This is a genomic window from Microbacterium sp. 69-7 (assembly GCF_001897985.1).
Taxonomy (GTDB): Bacteria; Actinomycetota; Actinomycetes; order Actinomycetales; family Microbacteriaceae; genus Microbacterium; species Microbacterium laevaniformans.
In genome coordinates this window covers 1-14,018 of record NZ_MKRU01000033.1, presented here as the reverse complement: position 1 = coordinate 14,018, position 14,018 = coordinate 1, and the positions used below count along the sequence as shown (strand labels likewise).

13 protein-coding genes and 1 pseudogene are annotated in these 14,018 nt (G+C 72.2%); 10 read left to right on the top strand and 4 right to left on the bottom strand.

Annotated features, from left to right (window positions below; all coding sequences use genetic code 11):
• The first annotated feature begins 16 nt into the window (after nt 1-16).
• The 6 genes from mmsB to BGN98_RS03320 all read left to right on the top strand — a co-directional run bounded on the left by mmsB (nt 17) and on the right by BGN98_RS03320 (nt 6,843).
• Nucleotides 17-1,246: a multiple monosaccharide ABC transporter permease gene (mmsB, locus tag BGN98_RS03345; RefSeq protein WP_288119551.1), complete on the top strand. Its 1,230-nt coding sequence runs from the start codon at nt 17-19 to the stop codon at nt 1,244-1,246.
• A gap of 89 nt (nt 1,247-1,335) precedes the next feature.
• On the top strand, nt 1,336-2,526 hold the full coding sequence (locus BGN98_RS03340) for an ROK family transcriptional regulator (protein ID WP_288119549.1): 1,191 nt from the start codon (nt 1,336-1,338) through the stop codon (nt 2,524-2,526).
• Nucleotides 2,527-2,594: 68 nt separating this feature from the next.
• Complete coding sequence (locus tag BGN98_RS03335; RefSeq protein WP_288119547.1) at nt 2,595-3,875, top strand: sensor histidine kinase; 1,281 nt, start codon at nt 2,595-2,597, stop codon at nt 3,873-3,875.
• The gene (locus tag BGN98_RS03330) at nt 3,872-4,528 is read left to right on the top strand and encodes a response regulator (protein WP_121189712.1); all 657 of its coding nucleotides are present in this window, start codon (nt 3,872-3,874) and stop codon (nt 4,526-4,528) included. Before BGN98_RS03335 ends, BGN98_RS03330 begins: the two co-directional genes overlap by 4 nt.
• A 93-nt stretch (nt 4,529-4,621) precedes the next feature.
• On the top strand, nt 4,622-5,383 hold the full coding sequence (locus BGN98_RS03325; RefSeq protein ID WP_288119543.1) for an ABC transporter ATP-binding protein: 762 nt from the start codon (nt 4,622-4,624) through the stop codon (nt 5,381-5,383).
• Nucleotides 5,380-6,843, top strand: a complete 1,464-nt coding sequence (locus BGN98_RS03320; protein ID WP_288119542.1) for an ABC transporter permease — start codon at nt 5,380-5,382, stop codon at nt 6,841-6,843. The genes BGN98_RS03325 and BGN98_RS03320 overlap by 4 nt, the downstream gene beginning before the upstream one ends.
• Before the next feature lie 88 nt (nt 6,844-6,931).
• Here BGN98_RS03320 and BGN98_RS03315 read toward each other — a convergent pair whose 3' ends face one another.
• Nucleotides 6,932-7,462 carry a hypothetical protein gene (locus tag BGN98_RS03315; RefSeq protein ID WP_005050552.1) on the bottom strand — a complete coding sequence of 177 codons (531 nt, stop codon included), beginning with the start codon at nt 7,460-7,462 and terminating at the stop codon, nt 6,932-6,934.
• Between the two features lie 39 nt (nt 7,463-7,501).
• On the opposite strand from BGN98_RS03315, the gene BGN98_RS03310 reads away from it, so the two are divergent.
• Nucleotides 7,502-8,143, top strand: a complete 642-nt coding sequence (locus BGN98_RS03310; protein WP_288119540.1) for a 2-phosphosulfolactate phosphatase — start codon at nt 7,502-7,504, stop codon at nt 8,141-8,143.
• Nucleotides 8,144-8,150: 7 nt separating this feature from the next.
• On the opposite strand, the gene BGN98_RS03305 is transcribed toward BGN98_RS03310, so the two are convergent.
• The 3 genes from BGN98_RS03305 to BGN98_RS03295 all read right to left on the bottom strand — a co-directional run bounded on the left by BGN98_RS03305 (nt 8,151) and on the right by BGN98_RS03295 (nt 10,196).
• On the bottom strand, nt 8,151-8,660 hold the full coding sequence (locus BGN98_RS03305; protein ID WP_288119539.1) for a SprT-like domain-containing protein: 510 nt from the start codon (nt 8,658-8,660) through the stop codon (nt 8,151-8,153).
• Between the two features lie 29 nt (nt 8,661-8,689).
• Entirely contained in the window at nt 8,690-9,214 is a 525-nt protein-coding gene (locus BGN98_RS03300; protein WP_036284646.1) for a tetratricopeptide repeat protein, read from the bottom strand.
• A 118-nt stretch (nt 9,215-9,332) separates the two neighbouring features.
• Nucleotides 9,333-10,196, bottom strand: coding sequence for a spermidine synthase (locus tag BGN98_RS03295; RefSeq protein WP_036284571.1), 864 nt, complete (start codon nt 10,194-10,196; stop codon nt 9,333-9,335).
• Nucleotides 10,197-10,295: 99 nt separating this feature from the next.
• Between BGN98_RS03295 and pxpA the strand changes: the two genes are divergently transcribed.
• The 3 genes and pseudogenes from pxpA to BGN98_RS03280 form a co-directional block, all read left to right on the top strand.
• Nucleotides 10,296-11,051: a 5-oxoprolinase subunit PxpA gene (gene pxpA, locus BGN98_RS03290; protein ID WP_036284649.1), complete on the top strand. Its 756-nt coding sequence runs from the start codon at nt 10,296-10,298 to the stop codon at nt 11,049-11,051.
• Entirely contained in the window at nt 11,045-12,679 is a 1,635-nt protein-coding gene (locus tag BGN98_RS03285) for a 5-oxoprolinase subunit B/C family protein (protein WP_288119535.1), read from the top strand. Before pxpA ends, BGN98_RS03285 begins: the two co-directional genes overlap by 7 nt.
• Before the next feature lie 248 nt (nt 12,680-12,927).
• Nucleotides 12,928-14,018 (top strand): annotated as a pseudogene (locus tag BGN98_RS03280) (DNA-directed RNA polymerase subunit beta); the annotation flags it as partial.

Sequence of the window (14,018 nt, the reverse complement as noted above, 5' to 3'; positions counted from 1 at the left end):
GAAAGGACCTGGCCCGATGAGCGCCACCACGTCGTCGACTTCCACTCGGCCCGGAGCGGGCGCATCGGGCGGCTCAGCCAAGCGGCGGCTGCGCCTGAACGTGAACCTCCGGCAGTACGGCATCCTCGCCGCCCTCGCGGTGATCATCCTGCTCTTCCAGGTACTCACCGGAGGGCGCCTGCTGCTGCCGGGCAACGTCAACAACCTCATCCAGCAGAACGCGTACGTGCTCATCCTTGCGATCGGGATGGTGATGGTGATCATCGCCGGTCACATCGACCTCTCGGTCGGCTCGGTGGTGGCCATGGTCGGAGCGATCGCCGCGATCTCCATGAACGTCTGGGGTCTGCCGTGGTGGGCCGCGCTGCTCGTGGCGCTGGCCACCGGTGCCGTGGTCGGTGCCTGGCAGGGGTTCTGGGTCGCGTTCGTCGGCATCCCCGCCTTCATCGTGACCCTCGCCGGCATGCTGATTTTCCGAGGATTCACCCTCGTGCTCCTCACGGGCGGAACGATCAGCGGCCTTCCGCCCCAGTTCACCGCCATCGGCGCGGGCTGGATCCCGGGCTTCGCCGGCGGCATCCTCGGTCGTGACGCGTTCACGCTGCTGCTCGGCCTCGTCGCTTCGGCAGCGCTGATCGTGCAGCAGCTGCGCGCCCGTGCCGCGCTGCGGCGGCTCGAACTGCCGCGGGAGCCCGGTGCATCGTTCTGGACCAAGCAGATCATCGCCGTCGCCGCGATCATGGCCCTCACGTGGCTGCTGTCGGGCTACAGCGGTACGCCCATCATCCTGATCGTGCTGGCCCTGCTGATCCTCGCGTACAGCTACGTCCTCAGCCGGTCGGTGTTCGGCCGGCACATCTACGCGATGGGCGGCAACCTCTTCGCCGCGCAGATGTCCGGCGTGAAGACCAAGTGGGTCACCTTCTTCATCTTCGTCAACATGGGGGCTCTGGCCGCCGTCGCGGGCATCGTCAGTACGGCGCGCGCGGGATCGGCGGTGGCCTCGGCCGGCCAGAACTACGAGCTCGATGCGATCGCGGCCGTCTTCATCGGCGGCGCAGCCGTCCAGGGCGGCGTGGGTACCGTCGTCGGGGCGGTGATCGGCGGCCTCGTGATGGGGGTCTTGAACATGGGGCTGTCGATTCTGTCCGTGGATGCCGCGTGGCAGATGGCGATCAAGGGCTTCGTTCTGCTGCTGGCCGTCGCCTTCGACGTGTTCAACAAGAGGCGCGCCGGCATGCGGTGAGCGCCGTTGCCGTCAGCGGCGACGCGGAGCCAGCCCGCGTCGCCGCTGTGGATCCGTGCGCCCTGCGGGACAGGAGAGGATGAGTCGCGATGAACATCCCCGCCGGCCCCGCCGCCGCGACCAGCAACGCGACGCTCCGGGGCAACAATCTCGCGCTCGTTTCGACGCTCGTGCATCGTTCGGGCCCGCTCAGTCGGGCCGAACTCACGGCGCAGACCGGGTTGAGCCGCTCTGCCATCGCGGGGCTGATCGGCGAGCTGGTCGACCTCGGGTGGGTCACGGAGGAGGCTCCGGCTCCGAGCGGACGCATCGGCCGCCCGAGCCCGATCGTCATGCCGGGCCGCGCATACGCCGGCGTCGGTGTGCACATCGACGCCGACGCGATCACGGTGGGGCTGGTGGGACTCGGCGGTGAGCTGCTGCGCCGCATCCGGGTCGATGTCCGCACCCCGCCGACACCGGTCGAGGCCGTGCGTACCGTCGGGTCCATCGTCGAAGGATTTCGGCTGGAGCGTGCGGAACGGAGCATCATCGGCATCGGCGTGGCCGTTCCCGGACTCGTCGATGCGGAGTCGGGCGATGTGCGGTGGACCCCACGACTGGGGTGGTCGGCGGTGGCGATCGGCGCACAGATGGAGCGGGCGCTCGGCATCCCCGCGCTCGTGGGCAACGACTGCTCGCTGGAGGGCATCGCCGAGGCGAGGTTCGGTGCGGCGCGGGGAATCGGCGATGTCGTCTACATCGCCGGTCACGCCAGCGGCATCGGCGGTGGGGTGATCGTGGGCGGCGTGCCCCTTCAGGGCGCCTCGGGCTATGCGGCGGAACTCGGGCACACCCTCGTGCGCACGGGCGGAGCGCTCTGCCGCTGCGGCCGTCGCGGCTGTCTCGAAGCCGAGGTGAGTCTGCACGGCCTGCTCGAGATCCTCGGCCGCTCCACGATCGACCAGGACGAGCTCGACATCGAGCTGGGAACCTCGCGCGATCCGCGGCTGCTCGCCGAGGTCACCCGACAGACCGCGCTGCTCGCCGAGGGCATGTCGACGTTCATCCACCTGTTCAACCCGCGGATGGTCGTGTTGGGCGGCTTCCTCGGATCGCTCCTTTCGGCCGGGCGCGAGCGGCTGTCGGTGGAGGTGTCCTCGCGAACGCTCAGCGAGTTCCGCCGCAGCGTGCGGATCGAACGCGCCGCCCTGCGCTCGCGTCTCGAGCTGGTGGGAGCCACCGAGCCCCTCTTCGACCGGGCGCTGGCCGATCCGGCCGCGGCAGGAGCGATCCGCTGAGTCGGCGTCGCGTCGCAATACACCCCGCGATGGATGCCGCGGCTCGCGCCGTCGCGTAGCGTCGAAGCGTGTTCCGCAGGCTCACCCGCACGCAGCTGACGGTCGACATCGTCGCCGCCGGCGTCTTCGCGATGTTCGCGGTGCTGGCCATCCTCGCACCCTGGGACGCCGTCAGCTCGGGCGTGCTGCCCCCGCGCGTGGCGCTCGCCGTCGCGATGGTGCTCACCGTGGTCTTCTCGGCCGCCGCCGCGATCCGGCGCCTGGCTCCGGAGCTGGCGCTGGCGGTGTGCTGGGTGGCCGCGATCATGCAGATGGCCAGCGGCCTGCCGCCGCTGCCGGCGAACGTCGTGATCTTCGGCGTGCTCTACACCACCGCGGCATACGGGGCGCGACGCACGTTCTGGCTCGGACTCGCCTCATCGTTGGTCGGCGCGGTCGCGATCGCCGTCTACATCGTCGTGGTGCCGCTCCTGCTTGGAGCCGGCACCCCGAACGGCATCGGCACCTACGTGTTCGCCAGTGTCGCCACCTTCGCCTCCGCCGCGTTCGCCCTGCTGCTGTCGTGGACGACGGGTGCGCTGGTGCGCACCACGCTGCGTGCTCGCGAGAATCGCCGCGCGCAGGAGCTCGCCGAGGCCACGGCGGTCGCCGAGGCCGAGCGCACCCGCATCGCCCGCGACATGCACGACGTGGTCGCCCATTCGCTCGCGGTCGTGATCGCGCAGGCCGACGGCGCGCGCTACGCCGCGGCATCCGACCCGGCCGTCGCCGCAGCGACGCTCGGCACGATCTCCGCCACGGCCCGCGCCGCGCTGTCCGACGTGCGGATGCTGCTGACGCAGTTGCGGCATACGCAGGCCGAAGGCCCGCAGCCCACACTCGCCGACCTCGAGCAGCTCTACGCACAGGTGCGCGCGGCGGGCGTCGCACTGCGCGTCGACATCGACCCCATGCCGAGCGCCGAGGTGCCCTCTGCGGTACAGCTCGCCGTCTTCCGCATCCTGCAGGAGGCGCTCACCAATGCGTTGCGCCACGGCGCGCGCGCCGAGGTGAGCGTGCGGCTGGCGTGGCACCCTGAAAGAGTGGAGCTGAGCGTGAGCAACCCCATCGATCCGCCGTCGCCGCTTGCCGCCGCGCACGGCGACCGCGGGGAGGGCGAGGCGCGCGGACACGGGCTCATCGGCATGCGCGAGCGCGCACAGCTCGTCGGCGGGCACCTCGAGGCGGCGCCCCGCGGGCAGGTCTTCGTCGTGACCGCCTCGCTGCCGATCGCCGGGGAATCGATCACTCCGGGATCGCTCCCCGGGCCGAACCTTCCAGGTTCGCACGTGCCGGGCGCGGCCCGGTGAGCGCGCCGATCCGCGTCGTCCTCGTCGACGATCAGGCCCTTTTCCGCGCCGGCATCCGCATGGTCATCGACTCGCAGCCCGATCTGACCGTCGTCGGCGAAGCCGGAGACGGGGCCGAAGGCGTGCGCGTCGTCCGCCAGACGCGCCCCGACGTCGTGCTCATGGACATCCGGATGCCGGTGATGGACGGCCTCGCAGCGACCGCCGAGCTGCTGGCGGATCCGAGCCTGGCAGCCGCGCCGCCGCGGATCGTCATGCTCACGACGTTCGACCTCGACGAGGCGGCCGCCCGCGCGATTCGTCAGGGGGCGAGCGGCTTCCTCCTGAAGGACGCCGATCCGGAGTTCCTGCTCGCAGCGATCCGCACGGTGCAGTCAGGCTCGGCGGTCATCGCCGCCGCGGCCACCCGCGAGCTGTTCGCCCAGTTCTCCGCCCCCCTGCGTGCGACGCCACCGGCCTTCGCCGAGCTCACCGAGCGGGAGCGGGAGATCTTCGCCCTCGCCGCCCGCGGCCTCTCCAACGCCGAGATCGCCCAGCGTGAGTTCCTCTCCGAGGCCACGGTGAAGACCCACATCAGTCGCGTGCTGGGAAAGCTCGGACTCCGCGACCGCGTGCAGCTGGTCGTCTTCGCCTTCGAGCACGGCCTGGCCTGAGAGAGAACGTTTCTCCAGATCATCCTTGCGATGTAGAGCGTCGCGACGCGAGGCCGACGCGGCGCCACGGGCGCCCTCCGTAGCGTCGAGAGCATGCAGATCACCATGACCGAACTCGGGCTCGCCGCTCGCGTGCAGAGCCTCACCAAGACCTACGGCGGCGGCGAGAGCGGCGTGCGTGCTCTCGACGGCGTCACCGTCGGCATCCGCCGCGGCGAGTTCACCGCCGTCATGGGCCCGTCGGGCTCGGGAAAGTCGACGCTCATGCACATCATGGCCGGGCTGGACGGCGCCACGAGCGGTCGGGCGTGGATCGGCGACACCGAGATCACGGGACTGTCCGACCTCGAGCTGACGATTCTGCGCCGTCGTCGGATCGGCTTCGTCTTCCAGGCGTTCAACCTCGTGCCGACACTCGACGCAATCGGCAACATCATGCTGCCCTTCGATCTCGACGGGCGCCGCCCGACGGCGCTGGAGCGGGCTCGCATCGACGCCCTCATCGACACCCTGGGGCTGCGGGCACGCCTGCAGCACCGGCCGCACGAGCTGTCCGGCGGCCAACAGCAGCGCGTCGCCATCGCCCGCGCCCTCGCGACGGCGCCCGACCTCGTCTTCGCCGACGAGCCGACCGGCAACCTCGACTCGCGCTCGAGCCGCGAGGTGCTCTCCCTTCTCGCCGCCGCCAGCCGTGAGCACGGACAGTCCATCGCGATGGTGACGCACGACCCCGTGGCCGCCGCGCATGCCGATCGCGTGCTGTTTCTCGGTGACGGCCGTGTCGTCGCCGACAAGCCCGCGCAGACCGCCGAGCAGGTCGCGGCGTTCATGCTGGCCGCGGAGGTGAGGGCGTGAGCGCGCTCGCCGACCGCGCGGCGCCGCCGACGGCTGCGCCCCGCCGCGCCTGGACACGAGGGGCGTGGCTGCGCGAGCGCGGCATGGGGGCGAGCATTCTGGTCGCCGCGATCTCGTCCGCGTTCGGCGTGCTGCTGCTGACCGCCACCGGCTACATCGCGACGTGGGCGCGCACCGACCCCTACCTGGGAGACAGCGAGACGGTCGCGATCGTCCTCGGCATCCTCAGCGTCCTGCTGGTCGGCGTCGCCGTGTACGTCGCCGCGATCGTGACGGCCAACACCTTCGCGACCATCGTCGCCGGCCGCACCCGTCAGATCGCCCTGATGCGGCTGATCGGCGCGTCCGCGCGGGCTCAGCGCCGCCAGGTGGGGAGTCAGGGCGTCGGAGTCGGCGTCATCGGAGCCACGACGGGCCTCATCGTGGGAGCGGCCGTCGCCGCCGCGCTCGTTCGTGCCGCCGACGCACTGCTGCACGTCACCGTCGGCTATGCCGTACTGCAGCCGGTGCTGCTGGTTCCGGCTGCCGTCGTGGCGCTGACGACCTGGGCCGGCGCCTGGAGCGGGTCGCGCAGGGTGCTGGCGGTGACGCCCCTGCAGGCGCTCGGTGGGGCGACGCCGCGCAGGCGCGACGAGGCCCGATCGCGCGGGCGTACCGCGGTCGCGGTCGCGCTCGGGTCCTCCGGTGCGGCGCTGCTCGCCGGCGGCGTGGTCGTCGGGACGGCATCGCCGCTGGGTGTCATCGTCGCCTTCTTCGGCGGTGTGCTGTCCTTCACCGCTCTCGCGCTGGGGGCCGTCCTCGTCATGCCGCCGCTGTTGCGCCTGAGCGGACGCGCCTTCGGACGCTCCGCGCCCGCGCGTCTGGCCGCCGAGAATGCGCTGCGCTACCCCGAGCGCGCCAGCCGGATGGCGATCGGTGTCGTGATGGGGGTGACCCTCGTGGTGATGTTCGCGGTCGCGAGTGCGTCGGTGAAAGCGCTGCTGACCGCCGCAGCCGATGGGGTTCCGGCCGCCGAGCTGAGCCGCGTGCTCGACACGTTCGCGGCCATCATGATGGGGCTCGTCGCGGTGTCGGCCGTGATCGCCGCCGTCGGACTCGTCAACCTCCTGACGATCGGTGTCGTGCAGCGTCGGCGTGAGCTCGGCCTGTTGCGCGCGCTGGGGCTGTCGTCCGCGCAGGTGCGCACCGTGGTGCTGCTGGAGGCCGTGCACGTGACGATCACGGCGCTGGCGTTCGGGCTCGTGCTCGGCGTCGTCTACGGCTGGGTGGCGGCGCAGTCGCTGCTCGGCTCGGTCGCGCTGCCGCCGTCGTTCGCGGCGCCGACGGTCGTGGCCCCCGCCGTGCCGTGGATGCCGGTGCTCATCGTCGTCGCGGCGACGACGCTGCTGACCGTTGTCGCCACGGTCGTTCCCACGCGGCTGGCGACGCGGGTGAGTGCCGTGGAGGCCCTCGCCGAGTGAGAATCCGGGCGCGTCGGGAGCGCCCGGACGCCGGCTGCCGCGGTCACGGCTTCGACCGCGGCGGCCGGCTTTTTCGGGAAGGCGGCCGTCAGCGCTCGGACGGGTCGACGGAGGTGTCCTCCGCGGCTTCGGGGTCGTACGCCCAGGTCGGCGCCAGCGCCTTCAGCCGCGCGCCGCGCCACTGCCACGTCGCCCAGAGCACGGGCCACAGCGGGGCCGCCGCCGCACCGCCGATGACGAGCCGGTCACGCCAGAGCGTGCGAGACGGATCGCCCGGCGCGGGGGAGACGGCCATCTGGTGGTCCCAGACATCGAGGGCCGCGAGGGGACCGGTCAGCGGGATGCCGCTGTCACGGAAGATGCGCACGGGACCGTTCGCATCGTCGACGTGCCGCTCGCTCACATGGATCAGCTGCTGGCCGAGCCCGATCCGTCCGGCGACGCTCATGCGCACGGGGACGTCGGCGCCCGGCTCGAGACGCAGCGGCAGTCCCTCCGCCGCCATCGGTGCCAGCTCGACGAACGGGCCGTACAGGTCGGCGACCGCGCGCGGCGAGTGCAGGGCGCGCCACGCGGCATCCGCGTCGCAGTCCAGGACGAGCTTCAGCATGATCCGCATGCGCCCAGTCTCGCATCCGCCTGCCCGTAGCCTGGAGACATGGCTTCCCCGTTCGATCAGTCCCGCTATCAGGTGCGCATGGAATGGGGTACCTCGGGGCTCGAGCGCGTGGCGGCATCCGATGTCGTGGTCGTCGTCGACGTGCTCCGATTCTCGAGCACGGTCGCGCGGCACATCGAGGCGGGCGAGACCGTTGCGCTGGATGCCGAAGCCCACGCCCTGTCGCTGAACGGCGCCGCCGTCGCCGCCCGCGCCGCCGAGAGCGACGCGGTGGTGTTCCTGGGGGCACTGGTCAATGCCGCCGCGGTGGCCGCCGCCGTCATGGCCGAGCAGCAGCGCCGCGCGGCGCGCACGAGCATCCTCGTCATCGCCGCCGGCGAGCTCTCGTCCCGTGAACCCGGCGCCGCCCTTCGCGTCGCGGTCGAAGACCTCCTCGGCGCCGGCGCGATCGTCGATGCGCTCGGAGCGCTCGGCATCGACCACACCTCGCCCGAGGCGGCGGCCGCCGGTGAGGCGTTCCGGGGCCTGCGTCCTGCGCTGCGGCACCTTCTGACCGCCGGCGGATCGGGGCAGGAGCTCATCGACCGGGGCCTGCGCGATGACGTGCTCGCCGCCGCGCAGGTGGATGCGGTGTCGTCGGCGCCCGTGCTGCGTGACGGGACGTTCGCGGCGTACGCCTGAGCCGCGCTCAGAACGGCGCGCCGACCGCCTCCCGCGGCGTCATCGCCGCCCGACGCGTGGCCGGTGAGATCTCGCGGCGCGTCCAGACGAAGAGGAAGCGGTCATCGAAGGATGCCGAGCAGCGCGCGCACGACGTCGGCCTCGTGGCGCGGCGATGCCGATAGGCGATGTGACCGCTGGGGCAGACGCCCACCCACGGGGCCAGCTCGGTCGCCGTCTCGCCGTGATGGGTCGTGCCGCCGGTGTAGCCGAGCATGCGGGCCGTGCGCTTCCACGCCGCGCCGTGCCCGGCCCGCGGACCGGCGAGCGCGTGCGCGACCTCGTGCAGCAGCGTCTGGCGATTGGTCTCGTCGTCGTATCGCGCGGCGAGGTACCGGGAGACGGTGATGCGCTGGCGCGTGTAGTCGCAGGCTCCCGCGCGGCGCTTCGCGTTGTCGAAGGCGAACGTCCACGACGCGTCGAGATGCGTGCGGATGAGAGCCTCGGCCTCGCGCCGGACGACGTCCAGATCGGTCATGCGGACACGCTAGAACGGGTGTCCGACACTCAGCTCGCGACGGCCGTCGTGCGACGGCGGTCGGCGGCTTCGATGGCCAGCAGCGTCGATTCGAGCTGCTCCTCCGGCGCGCCCGTCTGCTGACGCAGGAACAGCGCGCGCTTGAAGTCGGCGCGGGCGTCGGCGTAGTCCTCGGCGTCGTAGCTCACCTTGCCGCGATGCTGGAAGGCGAACGCCGCAAGGGCTGCCCAGCCCTGCCCTTCCGCCTCTTCGGCGCAGGTGGTCAGCTCCTGGTGGGCCGCGGCGTACGCTCCCCGCACCTGCAGCACGCTCGCGTGCAGGATCCGCGCGCGCAGCAGATCCTTGCGGGTCCCGCCCATCCGTGCCACACGCACCGACTGCTCCGACACGACGAGGGACTCGTCCCACCGACCGAGCACCTTCAGCAGCCACACCCGTTCGAGCAGAGCCGGAAGGCTGCGCTGGTCGCCCAACTCGTCGAGGCGCTCCTGGCACTCGCGAGGGTCCACCATCTCGCGCAGCGTCTGTGGGTCGTATCCCTTGATGTAGGTCACGGGCAGGCCCCCTTCGTCGTGCGGATCGTCGTGCGAACGCGCCTGCGTGAGGCGCACCCCTCCAGTGTGACCCGAGGCCATCGGGGGGCCCGCCTGTACACGCCGCGGCCGCCGATTCTCAGCGTTCGAACACGGATGCCGCGGGCTTGGGTGAGGCGGTGGCATCGGCATCCGTCGCCACTCGGGCGCCTCGGACGAACTCGTCGAGCTCTGCGCCCTGCGCGACCTTCGCCGGGTGGGGACCGGCGGCCATCAGTCGCGGCAGCCACTCGACGGGCAGGGGGGAGGGGGAGGCCGCGATGACGAGATTGCCGAAGCGGCGACCCTTCAGCGTCTGCACCTCCGCGAGCACGATGACTTCGGGAAGCACCTCCCGCACGGTGGCGACCTCGCGGCGGGCGAAGGCGAGTCCCGCGCCGTCGGCGACGTTCACGAGAAGCACCCCGTCGGGCGCGAGCAGCCCGCCGAGGATGCGGAAGTACTCGACGGTGGTGAGGTGGGCGGGCGTCTGCGCACCGGCGAACACGTCGGAGACCACGAGGTCGGCGGTACCCTGCAGCCCGGCCGGAAGGCGACCGGCGACGTCGCGCGCATCGCCGATGCGCACCCGCACCTGCGCGCCGCGCGGCAGCGGCAGACGGGCGCGCACGAGGTCCACGAGGGGCTGCTCGAGCTCGATCACCTGCTGTCGCGAGCCGGGGCGCGTGTGCTCGACGTACCGGGGAAGGGTGAGCGCTCCCGCGCCGAGGTGGATCGCGGTGAGCGGCTGCCCCGGCATCCGGAGCCGGTCGATGACCGCGCCCATCCGGGCCACGTACTCGAAGTGCAGGTGCGCCGGGTCGTCGAGGTCGACGTGCGACTGCGGTGTGCCGTCCACATCCAGTTCGTAGCCGCCGGCGTAGCGGCTCGGCACGACCCGCGCGATCGTGCCGTCCGACAGGCGCGCCTGCGGTTCGTCGTCCTCCACGTGCGCGCGAGCCATGCCCCCCACGCTAGTCGGGACGCCACCACGCGCCGCGTGTCGCTGATCCCGCCGACGGAGCCGGCGGCCGGGCACCCGCGCCGCCGGTACGCTCGGATCGTGGCGGTCATCGATCTCAACGCCGATCTCGGCGAGACGGTCGACGGGGTGCCCACCGCCGATGACGACGCCATGTTCGCCCTGATCTCCAGCGCCTCCGTCGCGTGCGGGGGCCACGCCGGCGACACGGCGTCCATGCGCTCCGCGGTCGAGCGCGCCGCCCGCACCGGCGTCGCGATCGGGGCGCATCCCTCCTACCCCGACCGGGCGGGATTCGGACGGACGCCGCTGTCGATCACGCAGGCCGACCTCCGCGCGAGCGTCGACGCCCAGCTCCGCGCGCTCGCGGGAGCCGGAGCCGACATCCGCTACGTCAAGCCCCACGGAGCGCTCTACCACGCGGTCCGCGGCGACGTCGGGCACGCCCGCGCGGTGGTGGATGCCGTGGCCTCGGTGTCCGCCGCGCTCGGCCGCGCCGTTCCGATCCTGGGTCTGGACGGCGTCATCGCCGACGAGGCGTCACGCACCGGCCTTCCGTTCGTGCGCGAGGCGTTCCTCGACCGCGGCTACCTGCCCGACGGCGGCCTCGTGCCGCGGAGCGATCCCCGTGCGCTCCTGCGCGACCCCGAGGCGGTGGCCGCGCGCGCCGTGCGTCTGGCTCGCAGCGGCGTCGTCGAGGCGATCGACGGCAGCCTCGTCGAGGCCGCGGCGGCGTCGCTGTGCGTGCACGGTGACTCGCCGGGTGCGCTCGCCATGGCCCGCGCCGTGCGTGCGGCTCTGGATGCCGCGGGCGTCGACATCGCCGCGCCATGGTGAATCCCGGCGAGGGGGTGATTCCCGGCGAGGGGGTGATTCCCGGCGAGGGGGTGATTGCCGGCGGCATCCGCGTGCGCCCCTTCGGTGAGCGTGCTCTGCTCGCGGAGGTGGACGACCTCGACGCCGTTCTCGCGCTGCACGCTCGACTGGCGGCGACACGGCCGCCCGGCGTCGTCGACCTCGTGCCGGCGGCGCAGACGGTGCTCGTCGTCGTCGACCCCACGATGCTGTCGCTCGCGTCGGCACGGACGTGGGTGCTCTCGGCCCGGACGGGCGTCGCGCACGTCGCGACGCCGGGCCGCACCGTCGAGATCCCGGTCGTCTACGACGGTGAGGACCTCCACCCGCTCGCCGCCGAGCTGGGCATCAGCGTCGCGCAGCTGACGGCGCGCCACGCGGCGGCCGACTGGACGGTCGCGTTCACGGGGTTCGCCCCCGGGTTCGGCTATCTCGTCAGCGCGGACTGGCCCTACGACGTGCCGCGGCGGTCGCGCCCACGGCCGCGCGTGCCGGCCGGCGCCGTCGCGCTCGCCGGACGCTTCTCGGGTGCGTACCCGCGGTCGACGCCCGGCGGCTGGCAGCTGATCGGCACGACGCCCGCCGTGCTGTTCGACCCCGACGCCGCGTCCCCCGCTCTGCTGCAGCCCGGCGACCTCGTGCGCTTCGTCCCCGTGACCGGCCGCTCCTCCGCGGAACGCCCGGTGGATGCTCGCGGTGCGTCACCGGCGTCGCGCGCCGGCGGCGGCATCCGGGTGCTGGCGCCCGGCCTCGCGGCGACCGTGCAGGATCAGGGGCGGCGCGGCACGCTCGCGTCCGGTGTCGCGGTGTCCGGTGCGGCCGACCGCGCGGCGCTGCGCGTCGCCAACCGGCTCGTCGGCACCGCGGCGGGCGCGGCCGGCATCGAGATCACGATGGGCGGGTTCCGCGCGGTGCGGGATGCCGCGGCATCCGCGGACGACCTCTGGTTCGCCCTCGCCGGTGCCTGGGGCCCGATGCGCCTTGACGGCCGCCCACTCGACCCCTATGTCGCCTACCGGTGGCCGGCGGGCGCGGAGCTGGAGATCGAGGGGTTTGTGCACGGCGCGCGCGCCTACCTCGCCGTCCGCGGCGGCGTCGCCGCGCGGTCACTGCTCGGCTCGAGGGCGACCGACACTCTCGCGGGCCTCGGCCCGGCCCCGCTCGCGGCGGGCGATGTGCTCGCCGTGGGCGGCGACGTCGTCGGGGCCGTGCCCGCCGTCGATCTGCGACCGTGGACCCCGCCCGCCGCCCAGCTCGAGATCACGGTGGCGCCCGGTCCGCGCGCCGAGCGGTTCGCCGCCCTGACGCCCTTGTTCGCGGAGGTCTGGACGGTGTCCACCCAGGCCGATCGGGTGGGCATCCGCCTGGACGGACCAGCGCTCGAGCGCACCGATACTTCAGAGCTGGCGAGCGAGGGCATGCTGCCCGGCGCGATCCAGGTGCCCCCGGACGGGCATCCCGTCATCCTCGGCCCGGACGGTCCGGTCACCGGCGGCTACCCGGTCGTCGCCGTGGTCACGGATGCCGATCGCGATCTGCTGGGCCAGGCGCGGCCGGGCACGCGCCTGCGCTTCCGCCACGCCGGCGCGGCGTCGTCGGGGCGCTTCTGAGAGCGCGTCCGCGCGGTTATACCGCAGCCGGGGAGGCGCGTCAAGAATCGACTGGACATGGCGCGTCGTGCGGACTATAGTGGGTATTTGCGCTCCCTTCCCCCATGCCCTCATATGGTGGTCGGCTTGTGCCTGCGTTGAGTGAACGTGCCCCCGGATCATCGGAGGCGTCGCGCAGGAGTGGAACGGAGCACTCCACCTGACGACAAGGAAACCAGCCCCCGCCCGGGCTCATGGAGGTAATCCCCTTGGCTGCTGCGCGCAACGCAACCAATTCCACCACCACCCCCAAGAACGGCCGCGGCGCATCGCGCCTGTCGTTCGCCAAGATCTCCGACACGCTGACGGTCCCCGACCTTCTCGCGCTGCAGACGGAGTCCTTCGACTGGCTCGTCGGCAACGACGCCTGGAAGGCCCGCGTCGCAGAGGCGAAGGAGGCCGGTCGCACCGACGTGCCCGAGACCAGCGGCCTCGAGGAGATCTTCGAGGAGATCTCGCCCATCGAGGACCTCGGCGAGACGATGCAGCTGAGCTTCACGAACCCCTACCTCGAGCCGGAGAAGTACTCGATCGAGGAGTGCAAGGAGCGCGGCAAGACCTACGCCGCCCCGCTGTACGTCGAGGCCGAGTTCATGAACCACCTCACCGGTGAGATCAAGACCCAGACCGTCTTCATGGGCGACTTCCCCCTGCAGACCGGCAAGGGCACGTTCATCATCAACGGCACCGAGCGCGTCGTCGTCTCGCAGCTGGTCCGCAGCCCCGGCGTCTACTTCGACAAGACGCCCGACAAGACCAGCGACAAGGACATCGTCTCCGCGCGCGTCATCCCGAGCCGCGGCGCCTGGCTCGAGTTCGAGATCGACAAGCGCGACCAGGTGGGCGTGCGCATCGACCGCAAGCGCAAGCAGTCGGTCACCGTCTTCCTCAAGGCCCTCGGCCTGTCCAGCGAAGACATCCTCGCCGAGTTCGCCGGCTACGAGTCGATCGCCGACACGCTGAGCAAGGACACGATCCTCACCAAGGAGGACGCGCTCCGCGACATCTACCGCAAGCTCCGTCCGGGCGAGCAGGTCGCCGCCGAGGCCGCCCGCGCGCTGCTGGACAACTTCTACTTCAACCCGAAGCGCTACGACCTGGCGAAGGTCGGTCGGTACAAGATCAACCAGAAGCTCGGCCTCGACAAGCCGCTCAGCGACTCGGTGCTCACCGTCGACGACATCGTCGCCACGATCAAGTACCTCGTCGCCCTGCACAACGGCGACGCGACGATCCCGGGTGTCCGGGGCGGCCAGCCCGCGGAGATCCGCCTGGACGTCGACGACATCGACAACTTCGG

Excerpts from the sequence above, each read along its gene's own strand:
- BGN98_RS03340 (WP_288119549.1), top strand. The coding sequence starts at position 1,336 with ATGAACATCCCCGCCGGCCCCGCCGCCGCGACCAGCAACGCGACGCTC.
- BGN98_RS03305 (WP_288119539.1), bottom strand. The coding sequence starts at position 8,660 with ATGACCGATCTGGACGTCGTCCGGCGCGAGGCCGAGGCTCTCATCCGC.
- BGN98_RS03285 (WP_288119535.1), top strand. The coding sequence starts at position 11,045 with ATGGTGAATCCCGGCGAGGGGGTGATTCCCGGCGAGGGGGTGATTCCC.
- mmsB (WP_288119551.1), top strand. The coding sequence starts at position 17 with ATGAGCGCCACCACGTCGTCGACTTCCACTCGGCCCGGAGCGGGCGCA.
- BGN98_RS03325 (WP_288119543.1), top strand. The coding sequence starts at position 4,622 with ATGCAGATCACCATGACCGAACTCGGGCTCGCCGCTCGCGTGCAGAGC.
- BGN98_RS03315 (WP_005050552.1), bottom strand. The coding sequence starts at position 7,462 with ATGCGGATCATGCTGAAGCTCGTCCTGGACTGCGACGCGGATGCCGCG.
- BGN98_RS03310 (WP_288119540.1), top strand. The coding sequence starts at position 7,502 with ATGGCTTCCCCGTTCGATCAGTCCCGCTATCAGGTGCGCATGGAATGG.
- BGN98_RS03295 (WP_036284571.1), bottom strand. The coding sequence starts at position 10,196 with ATGGCTCGCGCGCACGTGGAGGACGACGAACCGCAGGCGCGCCTGTCG.